The organism is Bradyrhizobium sp. 191 (genome assembly GCF_023100985.1).
In the GTDB taxonomy this organism is placed as follows: Bacteria; Pseudomonadota; Alphaproteobacteria; order Rhizobiales; family Xanthobacteraceae; genus Bradyrhizobium; species Bradyrhizobium diversitatis.
Genome location: NZ_CP064692.1, coordinates 4,878,304 through 4,899,250, shown reverse-complemented (window position 1 = coordinate 4,899,250; position 20,947 = coordinate 4,878,304). Strand labels below are relative to the sequence as shown.

14 protein-coding genes and 1 pseudogene are annotated in these 20,947 nt (G+C 65.4%); 11 read left to right on the top strand and 4 right to left on the bottom strand.

What is annotated here, in order from left to right; genetic code table 11:
- Positions 1-9: 9 nt before the first annotated feature.
- From soxB to IVB23_RS22660, 6 genes and pseudogenes are all read left to right on the top strand, one after another.
- Positions 10-1,761 (top strand): thiosulfohydrolase SoxB, encoded by a 1,752-nt coding sequence (gene soxB / locus IVB23_RS22685; RefSeq protein WP_247800100.1) that lies wholly within the window; start codon positions 10-12, stop codon positions 1,759-1,761.
- Positions 1,758-2,215 (top strand): annotated as a pseudogene (locus IVB23_RS22680) (hypothetical protein). Before soxB ends, IVB23_RS22680 begins: the two are co-directional and overlap by 4 nt.
- A gap of 291 nt (positions 2,216-2,506) precedes the next feature.
- Positions 2,507-3,544: an MBL fold metallo-hydrolase gene (locus IVB23_RS22675; protein WP_061879758.1), complete on the top strand. Its 1,038-nt coding sequence runs from the start codon at positions 2,507-2,509 to the stop codon at positions 3,542-3,544.
- A gap of 93 nt (positions 3,545-3,637) precedes the next feature.
- Positions 3,638-3,796 carry a hypothetical protein gene (locus IVB23_RS22670; RefSeq protein ID WP_061879759.1) on the top strand — a complete coding sequence of 53 codons (159 nt, stop codon included), beginning with the start codon at positions 3,638-3,640 and terminating at the stop codon, positions 3,794-3,796.
- 171 nt (positions 3,797-3,967) lie between these two features.
- Positions 3,968-5,173: an MFS transporter gene (locus IVB23_RS22665; protein WP_247800099.1), complete on the top strand. Its 1,206-nt coding sequence runs from the start codon at positions 3,968-3,970 to the stop codon at positions 5,171-5,173.
- Between the two features lie 197 nt (positions 5,174-5,370).
- On the top strand, positions 5,371-7,086 hold the full coding sequence (locus IVB23_RS22660; RefSeq protein WP_247800098.1) for an amidohydrolase family protein: 1,716 nt from the start codon (positions 5,371-5,373) through the stop codon (positions 7,084-7,086).
- Positions 7,087-7,318: 232 nt separating this feature from the next.
- Here the strand turns inward: IVB23_RS22660 and IVB23_RS22655 are convergent, their stop codons facing one another.
- On the bottom strand, positions 7,319-8,656 hold the full coding sequence (locus IVB23_RS22655) for an MFS transporter (protein ID WP_247800097.1): 1,338 nt from the start codon (positions 8,654-8,656) through the stop codon (positions 7,319-7,321).
- Positions 8,657-8,799: 143 nt separating this feature from the next.
- On the opposite strand from IVB23_RS22655, the gene IVB23_RS22650 reads away from it, so the two are divergent.
- From IVB23_RS22650 to IVB23_RS22635, 4 genes are read left to right on the top strand one after another with little or no spacing between them, the layout of a single operon-like run.
- Complete coding sequence (locus tag IVB23_RS22650; RefSeq protein ID WP_247800096.1) at positions 8,800-9,453, top strand: ABC transporter ATP-binding protein; 654 nt, start codon at positions 8,800-8,802, stop codon at positions 9,451-9,453.
- The gene (locus IVB23_RS22645) at positions 9,450-11,912 is read left to right on the top strand and encodes an FtsX-like permease family protein (RefSeq protein ID WP_247800095.1); all 2,463 of its coding nucleotides are present in this window, start codon (positions 9,450-9,452) and stop codon (positions 11,910-11,912) included. Before IVB23_RS22650 ends, IVB23_RS22645 begins: the two co-directional genes overlap by 4 nt.
- Complete coding sequence (locus tag IVB23_RS22640) at positions 11,902-12,984, top strand: lipocalin-like domain-containing protein (protein ID WP_247800094.1); 1,083 nt, start codon at positions 11,902-11,904, stop codon at positions 12,982-12,984. Before IVB23_RS22645 ends, IVB23_RS22640 begins: the two co-directional genes overlap by 11 nt.
- A gap of 27 nt (positions 12,985-13,011) precedes the next feature.
- Entirely contained in the window at positions 13,012-13,398 is a 387-nt protein-coding gene (locus IVB23_RS22635) for an MAPEG family protein (RefSeq protein ID WP_247800093.1), read from the top strand.
- 213 nt (positions 13,399-13,611) lie between these two features.
- Here IVB23_RS22635 and IVB23_RS22630 read toward each other — a convergent pair whose 3' ends face one another.
- The 3 genes from IVB23_RS22630 to IVB23_RS22620 all read right to left on the bottom strand — a co-directional run bounded on the left by IVB23_RS22630 (position 13,612) and on the right by IVB23_RS22620 (position 19,474).
- On the bottom strand, positions 13,612-14,802 hold the full coding sequence (locus tag IVB23_RS22630) for an ABC transporter substrate-binding protein (protein ID WP_035674734.1): 1,191 nt from the start codon (positions 14,800-14,802) through the stop codon (positions 13,612-13,614).
- Positions 14,803-15,107: 305 nt separating this feature from the next.
- A complete protein-coding gene (locus tag IVB23_RS22625) occupies positions 15,108-18,272 on the bottom strand; it encodes a multidrug efflux RND transporter permease subunit (RefSeq protein ID WP_247800092.1) in 3,165 nt (1,054 codons plus the stop codon).
- The gene (locus IVB23_RS22620; protein WP_061879767.1) at positions 18,269-19,474 is read right to left on the bottom strand and encodes an efflux RND transporter periplasmic adaptor subunit; all 1,206 of its coding nucleotides are present in this window, start codon (positions 19,472-19,474) and stop codon (positions 18,269-18,271) included. The genes IVB23_RS22625 and IVB23_RS22620 overlap by 4 nt, the downstream gene beginning before the upstream one ends.
- A 310-nt stretch (positions 19,475-19,784) precedes the next feature.
- Between IVB23_RS22620 and IVB23_RS22615 the strand changes: the two genes are divergently transcribed.
- Entirely contained in the window at positions 19,785-20,939 is a 1,155-nt protein-coding gene (locus IVB23_RS22615) for an iron-containing alcohol dehydrogenase (protein WP_061879768.1), read from the top strand.
- The last annotated feature ends 8 nt before the right edge of the window (positions 20,940-20,947 follow it).

Here is a 20,947-nt window from a genome sequence, read left to right as displayed (position 1 = left end):
AATTCTTGGATGGCGATCCGCCGCCGCGATTTCCTGAGAAGTGCAGGCCTTGCCGCCGCGACGCTCGGCCTGCCGCGGCTGGCCCGCGGCACCGAGACCGCTGGCATCTACGACATCGAGCGGTTCGGCAATGCGCGGATCCTGCACATCACCGACACGCACGCGCAGCTCAATCCGGTCTATTTCCGCGAGCCCAGCGTCAATATCGGCATCGGTGAAATGGCGGGACGGCCGCCGCACCTGGTCGGCCGCGCCTTCCTGGATCGGTTCGGCATCCGGCCCGACAGCGCCGATGCCTATGCCTTCACCTGCTTCGAGTTCGAAAAGTCCGCAGGCCGCTTCGGCAAGCTCGGCGGCTTTGCCCACCTGAAGACGCTGGTCGACCGCTTGCGCGCCGATGTCGGCGAGAGGCGCTCGCTGCTCGTCGACGGAGGCGATCTCTGGCAGGGCACCGGGCTTGCCAATGTCATGCAGGGCCGCGACATGGTCGAGGTCGCCAATCTGCTCGGCATCGAGGCGATGACCGGACATTGGGAATTCACCTATGGCGAGCAGGCGCTGCGCGACAATCTCGAGCGCTTCAAGGGCGAGTTCCTGGCGCAGAACGTGTTCCTGACCGAGGAAGCCGCGTTCAACGACGCCCCCGCCTTCGACAAGGCCACCGGCCGCGTGTTCAAGCCTTCGATGATCAAGGAGATCGGCGGGCATCGCGTCGCGATCGTCGGCCAAGCCTTCCCTTACGTTCCGATCGCGCATCCCAAACGGTTCACACCGGACTGGAGCTTCGGCATCCGCGAGGAAGAATTGCAGAAGCATGTCGACACCTTGCGCGGCACCGACAAGGTCGATGCCGTCGTCCTGCTGTCGCACAACGGCATGGATGTGGACCTCAAGCTCGCAAGCCGGGTCACCGGCATCGACGTCATCCTCGGCGGCCACACCCATGATGCCGTACCGCAGCCGGTTTCCGTGAAGAATGCAGGCGGCACGACGCTCGTCACCAATGCCGGCTCCAACGGGAAATTCCTGGCCGTGCTCGATCTTGCACTCGACAGGGGCAAGGTCAGCGACGTCCACTATCATCTGCTGCCGGTCTATTCCGAGCTGCTGAAGCCCGACCCTGCCATGGCCGAGCTGATCGGCCGGCTGCGCGCGCCGCATGTAAGCGACTGGTCGGAGAAGATCGCAACACCGGATCACCTGCTCTATCGCCGCGGCAATTTCTCCGGGCCCGTCGACGAATTGATCTGCACCGCGCTGCGTGCCGAGCTCGACGCCGAGATCGCGCTGTCTCCGGGATTCCGCTGGGGCATCACCGCGCTATCCGGCCAGGCGCTGACCATGGAGGATCTGCTCGCGGAAACCGCGATCACCTATCCCGAGACCTATGTGCAGGACATGACGGGAGCCCAGATCAAGGACGTGCTGGAAGACGTCTGCGACAATCTCTTCAACGCCGATCCCTATTACCAGCAGGGCGGCGACATGGTGCGCGTTGGCGGGCTCAGCTATACCTGCACGCCGACAGCCGCGATCGGCAGCCGCATCTCGGAGCTGAGGCTTGGCAGCGGCAAGGCGCTCGGCGCCAGACACCGCTACAAGGTCGCGGGCTGGGCTTCGGTCAACGGCCAGCAAGGCGCGCCGGTGTGGGACGTCGTCGGCAAGTATCTGCGCTCGGGCCGGATGCTCCAGGAGCGGCTCGGCTCCGGCGTGACGCTGAAGGGAGTCGAGGGCAATCCGGGCATTGCAGGACAGGGATGATGCGATCGCAGCTCTTGTCCGCGATGATGCTGGCACTGCTCGTCTGGGCGACGGCCCCGCCCGCTCTGGCACAACAGGTGCCGCTCCAGGACAAGCCGTTCGCCGAGCACAGGATCGTGCTGCAGCTCTCCGACGGCGATGCGAGGAAGCAGGCGCTGGTGCTGAGCGTCGCCAACAACCTGCTGAAGGCCTACGATCCCGACAAGATCGCGATCGAAGTGGTGGTATTCGGTCCCGGCATCGACCTGCTTCTTGCCGGCAGCGAGCGCCGCAAGCAGGTCGAGAGCCTGATCGCACAAGGCGTTCGCTTCGACATCTGCCTCAACACCGTCGATACGATCGAGCGGGAAACCGGCAGGCGGCCGGAGTTCATCCCCGCTGCAACGCCGGTGCAGGTGGGGTCGGGCAGATCCTGTTCCTGGCGGAGAACGGGTACACATTGGTGAGGCCGTAGGACTATTCCGTGCCACGGCGCCCCACGCGCTCAGTGTCATTCCCCGCGAAAGCGGGGAATCCAGTACTCCGCAGCTTCTCCGTATCTCACTTCGGCCTCTGGAGTACTGGATCGCCCGCCTTCGCGGGCGATGACGGCTGGGCGTGAGGCAATGGCATGGCCGACCATCTCCCGTACCCGCACCGCAACAAAAATCTTCCAAATTCTCTCGCGCGCACAGTGAATTGCTTCTCTTTTTTGCCCGGAACGTAGTAGAATCCTCGAAACGAGTTCCACGCCGGACTTCCCGCCATGATCTTCCGCCAGCTCTTCGACAGCGTTTCGGGCACCTACAGCTATCTCCTGGCCAGCCGCGCCGGCGGCGAGGCTCTGATCCTGGATCCCGTGTTGGAAAAGGTCGACCGCTACTGCCAATTGCTGCGCGAGCTCGACCTCAAGCTGGTGAAGGCGGTGGATACCCATCTGCATGCCGACCACGTCACCGGCCTCGGCGAACTGCGCGACCGCACCCATTGCATGACCGTGATGGGCGACCAGACCAAGGCCGACGTGGTTGCGATGCGGGTGGCCGACGGCGACAAGGTGACGATCGAGGGCCTGTCGCTCGACGTGATGTACACGCCGGGTCACACCGACGATTCCTATTCCTATCTGATGGGAGACCGCGTCTTCACCGGCGACACGCTCCTGATCCGCGGCACCGGCCGCACCGATTTCCAGAACGGATCCTCGCGCGCCCAGTATGATTCGATCTTCAACCGCCTGCTCAAGCTGCCGGACGAGACGATGGTGTTCCCGGCGCATGACTACAAGGGCGATACCGTCTCCACCATCGGCGAGGAGAAGCGCTACAATCCGCGGCTCCAGGTGCGCTCGGTGGACGAATATATCGAGCTGATGGCGAACCTGAAGCTGCCCAATCCGAAGATGATGGACGTGGCGGTGCCCGCCAACATGCATGTCGGCCTGCATCAGGAGGAGCTGGAAAAGGAAGGCCGCGCGCTGAGCGCCGTCGAGGCGATCCGCGCGCTCGGCCGGCCCGACATCCTGCTGGTCGACCTGCGCGAGACCAACGAGCGGCTGAAACACGGCACGCTCGAAGGCGCGCTGCACACGCCCTATCCCTCCGTCGAGGAGAGCCTCAAGCCCGGCGGCATGCTGCGCGAGGTCGCGGCCGCCACCGGCCGCCGTGTGGTGTTCTTCTGCGCCTTCGGCGAACGCTCGGCGATGGCCGTGGCGGCTGCGAAGAAAGCGGGACTTCTCAACACCGCCCATATCGCCGGCGGCATCGATGCCTGGAAGAAGGCGGGCGGACCGATGCTGCACTGACGGCCTCGTCGCGAGCCTTGAGTTGGGCCAGGAACCGCACATATTGGGCGGATAGATTCATTCGGATGCAGCATCACCCATCCGGGACCAGCCATGGCCAAGACCGTAAAACCGAGCGAACCGCCGAAGCAGGCGCAAGACAAGGCAAAGAAGCCCTCACCCCGGCGCGAGATTGACGACGACGATTACGAAGACGGCGACATCGCAACGCCGAAGCGTGATCGATATGGCCCGGATGACGAGCCGTTGTGAGTAGCCCGAACTCCGTTGTCGTCCCTGCGTGCGCAGGGATGACGGCGTGGAGGCACACCCGATGCCCCTCACTTCCCCCGCCCGCGCTAGCTGCCATGCGCCTGCGTTCATGGACAAATAACCGCCCTCCCCGATAGTTTGCGCCTCCATCGGGAGTGAAACGGAACTGCAATGGTCGACGTTCTCGCCGCACCGCAGCATGGCAAGGCGGACAATGCGCTGCGCACGCTGACCGGAATCTCCATCGCGCATTGGGTCAGCCATTTCCACCTGCTGGTCCTGCCGATGCTGTTTCCGTTCCTGAGGGAAAAGCTCGGCGTCGGCTATGTCGAGCTCGGCTTCGCGCTTACCACGCTTGCCGTCGTATCGGGTCTGACGCAGGCGCCGACCGGCTATCTCGTCGACCATTTTGGCGCGCGCAAAATCCTGCTGGCCGGGCTGACGCTCGGCGGGCTCGCGCTGATCCTGCTCGGACTACACCTCAGCTACGCCTCGCTGATCGCCTGCGCCGTGCTGCTCGGCCTCGCCAACAGCGTCTATCATCCCGCCGATTACGCGATCCTGGCCGAGCACATGGACGAGGCGCGGATGGGGCGCGCCTTCTCGGTCCACACCTTTGCCGGCTATCTCGGCGGTGCGGTGACGCCGGCGATCGTTGCCGCGCTGGTCACCCTGTCCGGCGGCGTCGGTGCGCTGATCGCGTCGGGCGCGATCGCGATCCTGGTGGCGTTGCTGCTGATCGCCATGGGCATTCCCGAGGCCGGCGCGCACAAGAAGAAGCCGGGCGGCGAAAGCGCGCCGAAGCAGGCGGTGATCACCCCAGCGTTGATCACGTTGACCGCGCTGTTCATGCTGCTCAGCCTGTCGGTCGCAGGTATCAACAATTTCGGCGTGGTCGCGCTGATGAGCGGGTATGGTGCCTCTTATTCGATCGCCAACGTCGCATTGACCGCATTCCTCGCCGCCAGCGCCGCGGGCGTGCTCGCGGGCGGCTTCCTCGCCGACCACACCGAGCGTCACGGCTATGTCGCGGCGGCCTGCTTTGCGGCGAATGCGGCAATCGTGCTGCTGATCGCGCTGGTGACGCTGCCGGGCTGGGCGCTGACCGCCATGATGGCGACCGCGGGCTTCCTCTCCGGCGTGATCGCGCCCTCCCGCGACATGCTGGTGCGCAATGCGGCGCCCGCCGGCGCTGCGGGGCGTGCCTTCGGCATCGTCTCGACCGGTTTCAATCTCGGCGGCATCGTCTCACCGCTGCTGTTCGGCTGGATCATGGACCAAGGCGCGCCGCATTGGGTGTTCGGCGCGTCCGTGATCTTCATGCTCGCGACGGTGGTGCTGTCGCCGTTCACGGAACGGAAGCCGGCCAAGGCTTGAGCCACGAATTCAACTGTCGTCCCTGCGAATGCAGGGACCCATAACCACAGGGAGAAGTTGCGGCGCGGGACTGGTCACTCCGAGTCTTCGCAAAACATTTCCCTGTGGTTATGGGTCCCGGATCTGCGCTTCGCTTGTCCGGGACGACAGCTGAAAGAGGCGCGTACAACAACAAAACAAATCGGGAAGAAACACCAATGAGCACCCCTGATCTCATAATCCGCGGCGGCACCGTCGCGGACGGCAGCGGCGGCGAGCTGTTCGAGGCTGATGTCGCCATCACCGGCGGCAAGATTAGCGAAGTCGGCAAGGTTGCGTCGAAGGGCCGCGAGGAGATCGACGCGCGCGGAAAACTGGTGACGCCGGGCTTCGTCGACGTGCATACCCATTACGACGGGCAGGTCACCTGGAGCCAGGACATCACGCCGTCCTCACAGAACGGCGTCACCACGGCGATCATGGGCAATTGCGGCGTCGGCTTTGCGCCGTGCAAGCCTGCTGACCACACCCGCCTGATCCAGCTCATGGAAGGCGTCGAGGATATTCCGGAGCCGGTGCTGAGCGCCGGCATTCCCTGGGCCTGGGAGAGTTTTCCGGATTACATGGACTGGCTCTCCGGGCGCGATTTCGACATCGATGTCGGCGCGCAACTGCCGCATGCGGCGCTGCGCGTCTACGTCATGGGCGAGCGCGGCGCGCGCCGCGATCCCTCGACCGCGGAGGACAATGCGGCGATGGCGAGGCTCGCGGGCGAGGCGGTACGCTCGGGAGCGCTCGGCTTCTCGACCTCGCGCACGCTCAATCATCGCACCTCGACCGGCGATTTCACGCCGACGCTGAAAGCAGGCGAGGACGAGCTCACCGCGATTGCCGGCGCGATGCACCGGCAGGGCCGCAGCGTGCTGCAATTCGTGCTCGACCTCTCCACCCTCCACGAAGACCTGCCGATGATGCTGCGGGTCGCAGACTCGACGAAATGCCCGATCTCGTTCTCGATCACGCAGAACGACAAGGCACCGCAGCGCTGGCGCCAGACGCTGGACGAGATCAATGCGGCAGCACGGCGCGGCCTCTCCGTCACCGCGCAGATTGCGGCGCGCCCTGTCGGGCTCCTGCTCGGGCTCGAGCTCTCGCGCAACCCTTTCCAGACCCATCCGAGCTACAGGGCGATTGCCCATCTGCCGCTGCAGGAACGGCTGGCGCGGCTGCATCAGCCTGATGTGCGCAAGGCAATCCTGAGCGAGACGGCGACCGCGACCGACGATCCGCTGTTCTTCCGTCCCGACTACGACAAGATGTTCCTGCTCGGCGATCCCCCCGATTACGAGCAGCCGCCGGAGAACGCGCTGGGACCGCTGGCGCGCAGGCAGGGGCGTCGGCCGGAAGAGCTCGCCTATGACGCCATGCTGTCGGACGATGGCCGCGGCATGCTCTACGTGCCATTCCTCAACTATTCCGACGGCAATCTCGATGCGACGCGCGAGATGCTGCTCGACCCGCAATCCGTGCCAGGTCTGTCCGACGGCGGCGCGCATTGCGGCATCATCTGCGATGCGAGCTTCCCGACCTATCTGCTGACGCACTGGACGCGTGACCGCAAGCGCGGCGAGAAGCTCACGATCCCGTTCGTGGTCGCGGCGCAGTCGCGCAAGACGGCGCTCTCGGTCGGTCTCACCGACCGCGGGCTTATTGCTCCGGGCTATAAAGCTGACGTCAACGTGATCGACTACGACCGCCTGCACCTGCATCCGCCGAAGGTCCATTACGATCTGCCGGTCGGCGGGCGGAGATTGCTGCAGGATGTCGACGGCTACGAGGCGACCATCGTGTCGGGCGTGGTGACGCGGCGACAGGGTGAGGCCACGGGACGGCGGCCGGGGAGGCTGATTCGTGGTGCGCAGGGGGTGAATTAGGGGACATCCATGTGTGAGACGCCAAAGCGTCTCAACATCGTCGCTGTCATCCCCGCGAAAGCGGGGATCCATAACCACAGGGAGACGTGTGGTGCGAAGCTGTCAACTCCGAGCCTTCGCCAAACCACTCTGTGATTATCGCGACGAGCGCAAGCGCTCGCGCGGGGGTCCCGGATCTGCGCTTACGCTTGTCCGGGACGACAGTTGTGGTTGGGGCGGCTAACCGCTTCCCTTACCCCGGCGACACCGCGCCTTTCAGCGCAGCTGCCTGCGGAGTGGCACCGCGCGTCAGCCTGGTCCTCTCCGTGTTCGGCCAGAGCAGCAGCAGACCGAGCAGGCCGGAGCCGACCATGATCACGGCGTTGATGGTGAAGCCGGTCAGGTAGCCGTCGAGCGTGCTGCCGGCGCGCTGGATCGTGGCGCCCATCACGGCCGGCGCGATGATGCCGGCGAGCGTGTAGAGCGCACCGTAGATCGCGAGAATCGCGCCGCGCTGCGACGTCGGCGTGAATTCGCCGAGCATGGGCGGGCAGACGACGTAGATCGCCCCGCACAGGCCCGAGCCGACCACAAGCAGCGCGATCTGAAGGCCCGCGCCCTGGACATGCGGCATCATCGCCAGGATCAGCCCGCCGATCACCAGCGGCACCGAGCCGAGAACGCCGCGCGCCGCACGGGTGTTGTAGCCGCGCGCCATCATCACCTGCGAGATCCAGCCGGTCAGCATGACGATGGTGGCGCCGAACACCCAGGGCAGGATCGAGATGAAGCCGGCCTTGCTCTGCGAGAACCCGAGCCCCTTGACGATGAACGGCGTGAACCAGGTCAGGCCGAGCGACAGCGCCCAATAGGCGCCGAAGGTTGCGGCGACGCACCCGATGAAGGTGCGCGAGGTGAGAAGCTGCAGGTAAGGGATCTTCGGCTCGACCGCAGCCGAGACTTGCGTGTCTTCCAGCGGCCCTTCCTTGCCGAGCGTGAGCCAGGCCGCAACCCAGATCAGGCCGACGATTCCGAGCGCGCCGAAGGCATAGTGCCAGGAATGATTGACGATGATCCAGTTCAGCGCCGGCACCGCGAGGATGACACCGAAGGCCGAGCCCTGCGACAGGATCGCGGTCGGCAGCGTGCGCTTCTCGTCGGGGAACCATTTGTAGATGGCGTGCGCGGCGACCGAAAAGGCCGGGCCTTCGCCGGCGCCCAGCACGATGCGGCAGATCAGGAGCGTGGTGAAGGAGACGGTGCCGACCATCGGAAATTGCGCCAGCGCCCAGATCACGGCCAGAGCAAGCAGCACCCAGCGCGTCGGCACCTTGTTGACGATGAAGCCGACCACGATGGCAGAGATCGAGAACAGGAAGAAGAACGAGGACCCGAGCAGGCCGAACTGCTCGGCGCTGAGCTTCATGTCGGTCATGATCGGCACGCCGGCGAGACCGACGACGATCTTGTCTGCGAAGTTCACCACCATGAAGAGAAAGAGGAGAAATGTAATGGTCCAGGCGCCCTTCGGCGTTGCCTTGGATTGCCCTGCCGTCCTGCCCGCCGCCGCCGGCGTTCCCTGAGCGCTCATGAATCTCCCCGTATGTCTTTTTGGCACTTTTTGATTTGGCCGTCTTGGAAGCTAACAACGGCTTCAAGACCAACGCAACCCGGCATTTCCGCAGCAAGTGTGCTACGGAGCAATTGTGTCAATTCCGTCCGGCGCCATTCATCGTGCTGAGCATCCGAAATCTGTCCAAGACGTTCTCCTCGGCCGGCGAGCCGGTCCATGTGCTGCGCGGCGTCGATCTCGACCTCAGGCACGGCGAGCGCGTCGCGCTGACCGGCGAGTCTGGCAGCGGCAAGAGCACATTGCTGCATCTGATCGCGGGGCTCGATGCCGCCGACGGCGGCACGATCCAACTGGAGGAGATCGAGGTCACCAAGCTGTCCGATGCGGGACGCGCCAGCCTGCGGCGGGACCGCATCGGGCTGGTCTTCCAGCAATTCAACCTGGTCCCGAGCCTCTCGGTCGCCGACAATCTCGCCTTCCAGGCGCGGATCGCCGGCCGGCATGATGCGGCCTGGATCAAGGAGCTTGTCGAGCGGCTTGGGCTCGGCAGCCTGCTCAAACGTTATCCAGAGCAAATATCGGGCGGCCAGCAGCAGCGGGTCGCGATCGGCCGGGCGCTGGCGACAAAGCCCTCGCTGCTGCTCGCGGACGAGCCGACCGGCAATCTGGACGAGGCCACCGCCGAGGACGTGCTGGCGCTGACGCGCGACCTGGTCGCGCGCACCGGCTGCGGCTTCCTGATGGTGACGCACAGCCTGCATCTGGCTGCGACGCTCGACCGTCACCTCACCCTGCATGCGGGGCGCATCGCATGAGGCGCGCACTGTGGATCCTCGCCGTGCTGCTCAGCCACTGGCGGCGCCACAAGATGCAGTTCGCCACGCTGCTGATCGGGCTGATCGCGGCGACCGCGCTGTGGAGCGGCGTGCAGGCGATCAACCAGCAGGCCCGCAATGCCTATGACCGTGCCGCGGCAACATTCGGCGGCGCGCGCACGGCGATGCTGGTGGCGCCAAAGGCGGCGACGTTTTCCCAGGAGCTGTTCGTCAAGCTCCGGCGCGCGGGCTGGCCGGTCTCGCCGGTGCTGGAGGGGCGGGTCCAGATCAACGGCCGCTCGGTGCGGCTGCTCGGCATCGAGCCGGTGACGCTGCCGGCCGATGTCGGCAACGCGCCGCGGCTCGGCGCCTCGGATCTGAGCAGCTTCGTCGCGCCGCCGGGCCAGACGCTGGTGGCGCGGGAGACGCTGGCCGACTTGCATGAGGCGGAAGGCGCGGCGCCGGCCATCAGCGATGGCGCAAAGCTGCCGCCGCTGCGCGTGCTGCCGCAGCTCGTGCCCGATGTGCTCGTGGTCGATATCGGCGTGGCACAGGGCCTCCTCAACAAGCCGGATCAGGTGTCCCGGCTCCTGATCGGCAAGGCGAGGGGCAAGCCGGCGCCGCTGGCCAGCGTCGTTGGCGAGCAGTTGCAGCGGGTCGAGCCGGATGCCGAGACGGAGCTGGAGCATCTCACCGACAGTTTCCATCTCAATCTCACCGCGTTCGGCCTGTTGTCGTTCTTCGTCGGCCTGTTCATCGTCAACTCGGCCGTCGGCCTCGCCTTCGAGCAGCGTCTGCCGATGCTGCGGACCTTGCGCGCCTGCGGCGCCTCGGCGCGGCTGGTCAACACGGTGCTGGTGATCGAGCTCGTGGCACTGGCGCTGATCGCCGGGCTGATCGGGCTCGCTTGCGGCTATTTCATCGCGGCTGCCCTGCTGCCCGACGTCGCCGCATCGCTACGCGGGCTCTATGGCGCGCAGATTCCGGGGCAGCTCAGCCTGCGAGGCGAATGGTGGCTCGCCGGCATCGGCATCAGCGTGGCGGGCGCGCTGGTGGCGGCCGCAACGAGCCTGATCAAGGCGGTCAGGATGCCGGTGCTGGCAACCGCCCAGCCGCGCGCCTGGCAGCAGCGGCAACGCCGCTGGCTGGTCCTTCAGAGCTGTGCGGCCTGCGCCGTGTTCGCGGTCGCCCTGTTGCTGCTCCAGTACGGTCAATCGCTGATCACAGGCTTTGGCGTGCTCGCGGCCCTGATGTTAGGTGCGGCGCTGATCCTGCCGGTCTTCCTCGACATCATCCTGCTCGCCGGCCAGCGCGTCGCGCGTGGCCCGCTTGCGCTGTGGTTCTGGGCGGACAGCCGTCAACAGCTGTCCGGATTGTCGCTCGCGCTGATGGCGCTGCTGCTCGCGCTTGCCGTCAATGTCGGCGTCTCGACCATGGTGGAGACCTTCAGCCGCACGTTCATCGGCTGGCTCGACGGGCGGCTCGCCGCCGACGTCTACATCAGCGCGTCCGACAATGCGCAGGGCGTTGCGATCCGCAACTGGCTGAAGGAACGCAGCGACGTCCAGGCGATCCTCTCGGGCGGACGTGCGGAAGCGCAGATTCAAGGCCAGCCGGTCGAGCTGCTGGGCCTGCCCGATCATGCGCTCTATCGCGAGCGCTGGCCGCTGCTGCAAGCCGCACCCCGCGCCTGGACCCGTCTGGTGCCGGGCAATGCCGCCTTCATCAGCGAGCAGTTGAGCCGCCGGCTGAATGTGCGCCTCGGTGACGTGATCGATGTGCCGGCGCCGGGCGGCACCTGGGAGCTCGACATCGTCGGCATCTATGCCGATTACGGCAATCCCAGGGGGCAGCTGGCCGTGAATGTCGCAGCGCTGATCCGGCAGTTTCCGCAGACGCCGCAGACGCGGATGGGCCTGATCGTCGCCAAGGAACATATCCCCGGCCTGATCGCGGCCCTGCAGAAGCAGTTTGCGCTCGACGACCGCAGCGTCGCCGACCAGGCGACGGTGAAGGCGGAATCGATCCGCATCTTCAACCGCACCTTCGCCGTGACCTCGGCGCTGAACGCCTTCACGCTCGGCGTCGCCGGCATCGCGCTGCTGACCAGCCTGCTGACACTGGCGAACTCCCGCCTGCCCCAGCTCGCGCCGCTGTGGGCGATCGGTGTCACGCGGCCGCGCCTTGCCGCGATCGAGCTGACCAAGACGCTCTCGGTCGCACTGTTCACGTCCCTGCTGGCGGTGCCGCTCGGCCTGCTGGTGGCGTGGTGCCTGATTGCGATCGTCAATGTGAAGGCATTCGGCTGGCGGCTGCCGTTCCACGTGTTTCCGCTGCAATTGGTCGAGCTGGTCGTGGTTGCACTGCTTGCTTCGCTGGTGGCCGCCTTGCTGCCGATGCTGCGGCTGGCGCGGATGCAGCCGGCGACCCTCGTCAAGGTGTTTGCCAATGAGCGCTGACCGGATCTCGCGGCGCGCCTTCGCCGCCGGCATCGCCGCCCTCGCTCTCGCGCGGCGCGCCGGCGCGCAGGGCTATGCCGGGCTCGGCGAGACCGCCGACGGCTTTGCCAAGGTCACGCCGGGAAAGACATTCACCTTTCCCGCCGATCACGGGCCGCATCCGGAATTTCGCATCGAGTGGTGGTATCTCACGGCGAACCTGGTCGATGGCGGCGGCGCGGCTTGCGGCCTGCAATGGACGCTGTTCCGCCAGGCCGCGCAGCCGGGCCCACAAGGCGAAGGCTGGGCCAATCAGCAGGTGTGGATGGCGCATGCCGCGGTGACACGGGCCGACACCCACCGCTTCAACGAAACGTTTTCGCGCGGCGGCGTGGGACAGGCCGGCGTGACGGCCAAGCCGTTCGATGCCTGGATCGACAACTGGGAGATGAAGGGCCTCGAGCGCACCGACGATCACACACTGGCACCGCTGACACTGAAGGCGTCCGGCACCGATTTCAGCTATGCGCTGACGCTGGAGGCGGACCGGCCGGTGGTGTTGCAGGGCGATGGCGGCTACAGCCGCAAGTCCGAGCGCGGTCAGGCGTCCTACTATTACAGCCAGCCGTTCTATCGCGCGCGCGGCAATCTCACGATCGATGCCAAATCCGTCGATGTCACCGGCCAGGCCTGGACGGACAGGGAATGGAGCAGCCAGCCGCTCGATGCCGACCAGACCGGCTGGGACTGGCTCTCGCTGCATCTCGCATCCGGCGACAAGCTGATGCTGTACCGGCTGCGGCAGAAGGACGGCAAGGATTATCCGTTCGGCAACTGGATCAGCGCCACCGGCGAGACGCAGATGATCTCGGGAGGCGACATCCAGATGACGCCGAAGGCAACCGCGGATGTCGCGGGACGCAAGCTGCCGGTGGAGTGGCAGATCGCGATCCCCTCGCGATCGTTCTCGATTGCTTGCAAGCCGCTCAACCCCAAGGCCTGGATGGGGACCGGCTTCTCCTATTGGGAAGGACCGATCAGCTTTGCCGGCTCGCATGACGGCGTTGGCTATCTCGAGCTGACCGGCTATTGAGACGCGATCTCCTCCAAGGGACTAGCGATGTATCATCTCACCGCCCTCGTCACGCTGCTCGCGATTGCGTTCTACTTCTTCACCTGCATCAACGTGTCGCGCTCGCGTACCGCGACCGGCGTCAAGGTGCCGGCGATGTCGGGCCATCCGGATTTCGAGCGCGCGTTCCGCATCCAGATGAACACGCTGGAATGGATGCCGATCTTCCTGCCGGCGCTTTGGCTGTTCGCGATCTACATCAGCGACGCCATCGCGGCGGGCATCGGTGTGGTCTGGATCGTCGGCCGCATCGTCTATTTCGTCGGCTATTCGAAGGCGGCAGCCAAGCGCGGCACCGGTTTCGCGATCCAGGGCATCGCCGCCATGGCGCTGTGGGTTGGAGCGCTGGGCGCGGTGGTGTTGCGGTTGGTGTGAGAGGCGGGAGGCCGCAACATACTCGGTGTCGTCCCGGACAAGCGAAGCGCCGATCCGGGACCCATAACCGCAGGGAGTAATTGTGATGCGAGCTGGCAACTCCGAGTCCCCGTAACCACGCCCGCCTGTGGTTATGGGTCCCGGATCGGCGCGCGCTTGGGCGCGCTTGTCCGGGACGACGGCGGAGTGCACAGTGGCAGCCTTGCCTCTTCCCTACTTCGTCAGCGGACAGCCGCTTTCCTTGGCGGTGAAGAAGGCCTTGTCGCCGGGGACGGTGGCGAGCAGCTTGTAATAATCCCACGGCTTCTTCGACTCCGACGGCTTCTTGACCTCGAACAGATACATGTCGTGGACCATGCGACCGTTCTCGAGCACCTTGCCGCCTTGCGCGAAGTCGTCGTCGACCGGCAGTTCCTTCAGCTTCTTGGCGACGGCATCCGGATCCTTGGTGCCGGCGGCCTTGACGGCCTTCAGGTAGCTCAGCGTCGCCGAATAGGTGCCGGCATGGATCATGCTCGGCATCCGTCCGGTGCGCTTGAGGAAGCGCTCGCCGAGATTGCGCGTCTTGTCGTTGAGATCCCAGTAATAGCCTTCGGTGAGCACCAGGCCTTGCGCGGCCTGAAGGCCGAGGCCGTTGACTTCGGCGAGCGTCATCAAGAGGCCCGCGAGCTTCTGGCCGCCGGAGACGATGCCGAACTCGGACGCCTGCTTGATCGAGTTGGTGGTGTCGAGGCCGGCATTGGCGAGGCCCACGATCTTCGCCTTCGAGCTCTGCGCCTGGAGCAGGAAGGAGGAGAAGTCCGAGGAGTTGAGCGGCACGCGCACCGAGCCGACTACCTTGCCGCCATTGGCCGTGACGATCTCGCTGGTGTCCTTCTCCAGCGCATAGCCGAAGGCGTAATCCGCGGTCAGGAAGAACCAGGTGTCGCCGCCGGCCTTGGTCAGTGCACCGCCGGTGCCGACGCCGAGCGCGTGGGTGTCGTAGGCCCAGTGGAAGCCGTAGGGCTGGCAGGCGTCGCCGGTGAGGCGCGAGGTTGCGGCGCCGACGACGATGTCGATCTTCTTCTTTTCCTTGGAAAGCTCGTGGATCGCGAGCGCAACCGAGGAGGTCGTCAGCTCCGTGATCATGTCGACGTTCTCGACGTCGTACCAGCGCCGCGCGATCGAGCTGGCGAGATCCGGCTTGTTCTGGTGGTCGGCGGTGATGAGCTCGATCTTCTGGCCGAGTACCTCGCCGCCGAAATCCTCGATCGCCATCCTGGCCGCTTCGACCGACCATTTGCCGCCGTAGTCTGCATAGACGCCGGACTGATCGTTGAGGATGCCGATCTTGACGCCTTGTGCGGAGGCCGGCGCGGCGAGCAATACGGCCGACGCTGCGGCGACCAAAAATGCTGATTTCATTCGTTAAGCTCCCAGTAGTTTTCTGTTTTGAAATCGCGCGGATACTAGTGAAGAACCCCGCGCGTGCCCATCCGTTTCACGTTGGTCGTTAGTATGGGTGGCGGTGCGCCAAACAACCGGTGTCGTCCCGGACAAGCGCGCCAAAAGCGCGCGCAGATCCGGGACCCATAGCCCCAGGAAGGGTTTTGGCGAAGACTCGGAGTTGCCGCTGCCCGCGCCAAACCAACTCCCTGTGGCTATGGATCCCCGCGTTCGCGGGGATGACAGCGATGGGTGTGGAGACGGCTATGACCATAGAGGCAGCGTCAGGCCACCACCTCCGGCTTCTTGTCCCGCCGTCCCTCCGCGAGGTTCCGCACCACCACGTAGAAGATCGGCGTGAACAGAAGCCCGAACAGGGTGACGCCGATCATGCCGAAGAACACGGCAACGCCCACGGCCTGCCGCATCTCCGAGCCGGAGCCGCTGGAGATCACCAGCGGCAGCACGCCGAGGATGAAGGCGAATGACGTCATCAGGATCGGCCGCAGGCGCAGGCGGCAGGCCTCGATCACGGCCTCGAGCCGCGGCTTGCCCTCGTTCTCGATGTCGCGCGCGAACTCGACGATCAGGATCGCGTTCTTCGCCGCCAGTCCCACCAGCACGACAAAACCGATCTGGGTGAGGATATTGACGTCCTGGCCCATGATACGCACGCCGATGGTGGCAGCGAGCAGGCACATCGGCACGATCAGGATCACCGCGAAGGGCAAGGTCCAGCTGCCATATTGCGCTGCGAGCACGAGATAGACGAACAGCACGCAGATCGGGAACACGTAGAGGCCGGCGTTGCCGCCAGTGATCTGCTGGTAGGACAGGTCCGTCCACTCGAAGGTGAAGCCGCTCGGCAAGGTATCGTCCGCGAGCTGCTTGATGGTGTTCAGCGCGGTGGTCGAGCTTACGCCCGGTGCCGGTTCGCCCTGAAGTTCCGACGCCGCATAGAGATTGTAGCGCGCGACGCGGTCGGGACCCGAGACGTCCTTGAACTCGACCACGCTGCCGAGCATCACCATGTCGCCGGAAGCGTTGCGGGTGCGCAGGCGCGCAAGGTCGCTTGATTCCTTTCGGAACGGGAAATCGGCCTGCGCGGTGACGTGGTAGGTGCGGCCGAACAGGTTGAAGTCGTTGACATAGGTCGATCCGAAATAGGTCTGGATCGTGTCGTTGATGTTGGAGATGGGCACGCCCAGCTTCTGCGCCTTGGTGCGGTCGATGTCGACGAAGAGCTGCGGCGTGTTGGCGCTGAACGGCGAGAACACCGACGGAGCGAGCAACAAGGGCGATTTGCGCGCCGCGGCGACGAGCTCGTCGGTGGCCGCGGCGAGCAGCTCAGGCCCGCGACCCTGGCGATCCTGGATGCGAATGGTGAAGCCGCCGCCGGTACCGATGCCGGGCACGGCCGGCGGCGGAATCACGATGATGAAGGCGCCCTGGATCGCGGCCAGGCGCTTGCGCAGTTCGACCGTGATGGCGTTCGCAGACAATCCCTTCTTCATCCGCGCCTCAGGCTCGTCGAACACCGGAAACAGCGCGGCCGCGTTGCCGGCCTGCGTGCGCGTAGCGCCGGAGAAACCGGCGAAAGCGGCAACGCGGATGATGCCCGGCGTATCCAGCGAGATGCGCTCGATCTCGCGGACCACCTCGGTGGTGCGCGCCAGCGAAGCGGCGCCCGGCAATTGCACCGATATGATGACATAGCCGCGATCCTGCGCGGGGATGAAGCCCTGCGGGGTGGTCACGATCAGCCAGCCGGCGCTGCCGATCAGCACGACGTAGATCAGAAGCATCACGACGGAGTGGCGGATCACGAAATTAGCAAGGCCCGCATAGCCGTGCGCCAGACGGTCGAATACGCGGTTGAACACGCCAGTGAAGGCGTTCCAGCCGCGCGCGATGACATTCCAGGCGGCCGGCGGACGCTTCTCCTCGTGCGGCGTGAGGATCTGCGAGGCCAGCGCGGGAGACAGCGTCAGCGAGCAGAAGCAGGAGATCGCGGTCGCAACGGCAATGGTGACGGCGAACTGCTGAAAGAACTGTCCGGAAATGCCGCCGAGGAACGCGGTCGGGACAAACACCGCACACAGCACCAGGGCGATCGAGACCAGCGCGCCGCCCACCTCTTCCATCGTCTTCAGCGCCGCATCGCGACGACTGAGGCCGTGCTCGAGATGGCGCTCGACGTTCTCGACCACGACGATGGCATCATCGACCACGATGCCGACGGCGAGGACGAGTCCGAACAGGGTCAGATTGTTGATCGAGAATCCAAGCGCCGCCATCACCGCGAAGGTGCCGACCAGCGAGACCGGGATCGCGATGATCGGAATGATCGCGGGCCGCCATCCTTGCAGGAATACCAGCACCACGACGACCACAAGCAGCATGGCTTCGTAGATTGTCTTGATCAGCTCGTGGACGGACTGGGCGATGAACTCGGTCGGATTATAGCCGATGTTGTAGTCGAGACCTTTCGGAAAGCTCTCCTTGAGCTTCGTCATCGTGTCGGAGATGCTCTTTGCCGTCGCGAGCGCGTTCGATCCGGGCCGCTGGGTCACCAGCATGGCGACGGCCGATTTGCGCAGCAGGAAGCTGTTGGTGGAATAAGCGAGTGCGCCGAGCTCGATCCGGGCGACGTCGCGCAGCCGTACCGTGCGGCCGTCGGAACCGGCCTTGATCAGGATGTCCTCGAACTGCCTCTGGTCCTTCAAACGTCCGGTAAAGGTGAGATTCGGCTGAAAGGCTCGGTCCGCGATCGGCGGCTCGGCAATCTGGCCGCCCGCGATCTGCACGTTCTGGGCGCGGATCGCTGCCAATACCTCGGTCGAGGTAAGGCCGAGATTGGCGATTCGATCGGGGTCGAGCCACAGCCGCATCGAATAGTCGCGCGCACCGAAAATCTGGATGTCGCCGACGCCGTCGATGCGCAGCAGCTGGTCGCGGACCTGAAGCAGCGCGTAGTTGGAGATGTAGAGCTGGTCGAAGGTGTCGTCCGGCGACAGCATGAACACGACCATCAGGATGTCGGGCGAGTTCTTGCGGGTGACGACGCCGTTTCGCTGCACCTCGTCCGGCAGTTGCGGCTGTGCAATCGCAACGCGGTTCTGCACCAGCACCTGGGCCTTGTCGAGATCGGTGCCGAGCTTGAAGGTGACGGTGATCGTCAACTGTCCGTTTGAGGTCGCCTGGCTGTAGAGATACAGCATGTCCTCGACGCCGTTGATCTGCTGCTCTATGGGAGCCGCGACCGTATCGGACACGGTCTGCGCCGAGGCGCCGGGATATTGCGTGGTGACGACCACGGTGGGCGGCACCACTTGCGGATATTCGGACACCGGCAGCGTGGTGTAGGCGAGCGCGCCGACGATCAGCAGCACGATCGACAGCACCATCGCCAGGATGGGCTGGTTGATGGAGAGGCGGCCGAGATTCATGACTTGCCACCGGCCGGGGTTTGCGCGGTCTGCGGGGCGACCTTGGCACCGACGCGGGCGCGCTGGATGCCGTTGACGATGACGCGATCGTCCGGCTTCAGCCCTTCACGGATCACCCGCAGGCCCTCGTCAAGCGGCCCGAGCACGACAGGGCGCGCCTCGACCGTATCGTCAGGCTTCACCACGAAAACGATCTTGCGGGACTGGTCGGTCGCAACAGCGGCGTCCGGAATCAGCAGTGCCTCATAGGGCGCGCTGGCGATCAGGCGGACGCGGCCGAACTGACCGGGCAGGATCGACAAATCGGTGTTCTTGACCACCGCGCGGCTGCGCAGCGTTCCCGTGGAGACGTCGAGGCGATTGTCGAGGAAGTTGATGGCGCCTTCGTGAGACGGCTTGGTCTCGCCGGCGAGAGACACCTGCACCGGGTTTGCCGTGTCGCGCGAGCTCGGGCGACGACCTTCGAACCACAGCTTGCTGTATTTGATGAATGTCGCCTCGTCCATGTCGAAATAGATGTAGATCGGATCGAGCGTCACGATGGAGGTCAGCAATGTCGATGTTCCGTTGTCGCTGCCCTGCACGAGATTGCCCGGGCTGACGAGATGGCGGCTGACGCGGCCGGTCAGCGGCGCCGTCACATGCGTGAACTCGATGTTGAGCTTGGCGGCCTTCAGCGCGCCTTCCGCCTGCGTCTCGGCCGCGTGCGCGGCCTGCAAGGCCTGGCGGCGCTGATCGACGACCTGCTCGGAGACGGCGCTGGTCTGCACCAGGCTGAGGCCGCGGTCGAGCTCGCGCTTGGCAAGCTCCACCCGGGCACGCGCGTCGGAGAGCTGCCCTTCCGCCTGCGTCGCCACGGCCTCGAACGGGCGCGGGTCGATCACGTAGAGCAGATCGCCCTGACGCACGATGGCGCCGTCCTGGAACTCGACCGAGTTGACGAAGCCGCCGACACGGGGGCGTACCTGGACCTCCTCGACCGCCTCGAAGCGGCCGGTGAACTCATCCCAATCGGTGACGGTGCGCTTGACCGGCTGAGCCACTGTCACCGGCGCCGGCGGTGGAGCCGCGGCCTGTGAGGCCGGCCTGTCGCAGCCTGCGAGTGCGAATGCTGCAATGAGGAGCCCGGCAAGGGCGCCCCGCCTCAACTGAACGAAATCGTGCTTTTTGACAAGTCGCTCGCTTCCGTCCGGTCCGCCCATCCCAGTCCTCGCATCAAAAAGCCGCAGCAAATGCAGGGTAACCGCCTGCCCGCGGGCGAAACAAGATGGGCGGCAATGTTGAACTCTTCAAGACCAATGCGCGTGCAATGCCGAGCCGGAGGCCCTGACCGGATGGCGGGTTGACAGGTACAGATGGTCGCAGGTGGGTGTGCGATCGTTCACGAAGAGAACACTCGCCACCCTCCCCTTGGAGAGTGCAAAGCGGCCAGCGTCTTCGCGCATGACGGGGACAGCAGGCTCGGCTAGATTACCCCTACAATAACAAGACGAATAGTCCGGGAGGACAGGCGTGCACCAGGGACGTGTCGTTTTCGGCGCGATCGAGGAGGTCGTGTTCGGCCATCCCGCAGCCGGCGCCATCGTCGCGCAGATGGACCGGTTGGGAACGCGCCGCGCGTTCCTGATGGTTTCGGGCACGCTGAACCGGCAGACCGACGAAATTGCGAAGATCACGCAGGCGCTCGGCGAGCGCTGTGCCGGCCTGTTCGACGCCATGCCGGCGCATACGCCGCGTGAGGCGGTGATCGCGGCGACAGAGGCGGCGCGCGAGGCGGACGCCGACCTCATCGTCACCGTGGGCGGCGGCTCGATCACCGACGGCGCCAAGGCGGTGCAGCTCTGCCTCGCCAACGACATCGGTGATATCGAAGGCATCGAGCGCATCCGCGTGCACAAGGGTGTCGCGCCCAAGATGAATGCACCGACCGTGCGGCAGATCAGCGTGCCGACCACCATCGCCGGCGGCGAGTTCAGCGCGACCGCCGGCGTCACCGAGCGCAGTAAGCATGTGAAGCAGATGCTGCGGCATCCGCTCATCGTGCCGCGCGCGACCATCCTCGACCCCGCCATCACCGTGCACACGCCGGAATGGCTGTTCCTGTCCACCGGCATCCGCGCCGTCGATCATTGCGTCGAGGCAATCTGCTCGCGTGAGACGCATCCCTATGCCGACGCGCAATCGGTGAAGGGGCTTGCCATGCTCGCCGACGCGCTGCCGCGGGTGAAGGCCGATCCTGCCGACCTCGATGCGCGGATGGACGCGCAGATCGGCACCTGGCTGTCGATGGGCGCGCTCGCAGCCGGCGTGCCGATGGGCGCGAGCCATGGCATCGGCTACGTCCTGGGCGCGGCCTTCGACGTACCGCATGGCTACACCTCGTGCATCATGCTGCCGGCGGTGATGCGATGGAACGCGCGCGACAATGCCGAGCGCCAGATGATCGTCGCGGCCGCCATGGGCTATCCCGGCCACGACGCCGCCGATGTGCTCGATGCCTTCATCCGCTCGCTCGGCATGCCGCGCAGCCTCGCTGACGTGCGGGTGTCGCCGCAGCATTTCGACGCCATCGCCGAGCAGGCGATGCGTACGAACTGGATTCCGCGCAACCCACGCAAGATCGATGGCCCCGCCGACGTGCGCGAAATCCTGCTTCTTGCCGCCTGATCGAAAGC

Bases quoted from the DNA above. Each gene is read 5' to 3' on its own strand.
- soxB (WP_247800100.1), top strand. From the start codon at position 10: ATGGCGATCCGCCGCCGCGATTTCCTGAGAAGTGCAGGCCTTGCCGCC.
- IVB23_RS22675 (WP_061879758.1), top strand. From the start codon at position 2,507: ATGATCTTCCGCCAGCTCTTCGACAGCGTTTCGGGCACCTACAGCTAT.
- IVB23_RS22670 (WP_061879759.1), top strand. From the start codon at position 3,638: ATGGCCAAGACCGTAAAACCGAGCGAACCGCCGAAGCAGGCGCAAGAC.
- IVB23_RS22665 (WP_247800099.1), top strand. From the start codon at position 3,968: ATGGTCGACGTTCTCGCCGCACCGCAGCATGGCAAGGCGGACAATGCG.
- IVB23_RS22660 (WP_247800098.1), top strand. From the start codon at position 5,371: ATGAGCACCCCTGATCTCATAATCCGCGGCGGCACCGTCGCGGACGGC.
- IVB23_RS22655 (WP_247800097.1), bottom strand. From the start codon at position 8,656: ATGAGCGCTCAGGGAACGCCGGCGGCGGCGGGCAGGACGGCAGGGCAA.
- IVB23_RS22645 (WP_247800095.1), top strand. From the start codon at position 9,450: ATGAGGCGCGCACTGTGGATCCTCGCCGTGCTGCTCAGCCACTGGCGG.
- IVB23_RS22640 (WP_247800094.1), top strand. From the start codon at position 11,902: ATGAGCGCTGACCGGATCTCGCGGCGCGCCTTCGCCGCCGGCATCGCC.
- IVB23_RS22635 (WP_247800093.1), top strand. From the start codon at position 13,012: ATGTATCATCTCACCGCCCTCGTCACGCTGCTCGCGATTGCGTTCTAC.
- IVB23_RS22630 (WP_035674734.1), bottom strand. From the start codon at position 14,802: ATGAAATCAGCATTTTTGGTCGCCGCAGCGTCGGCCGTATTGCTCGCC.
- IVB23_RS22625 (WP_247800092.1), bottom strand. From the start codon at position 18,272: ATGAATCTCGGCCGCCTCTCCATCAACCAGCCCATCCTGGCGATGGTG.
- IVB23_RS22620 (WP_061879767.1), bottom strand. From the start codon at position 19,474: ATGGGCGGACCGGACGGAAGCGAGCGACTTGTCAAAAAGCACGATTTC.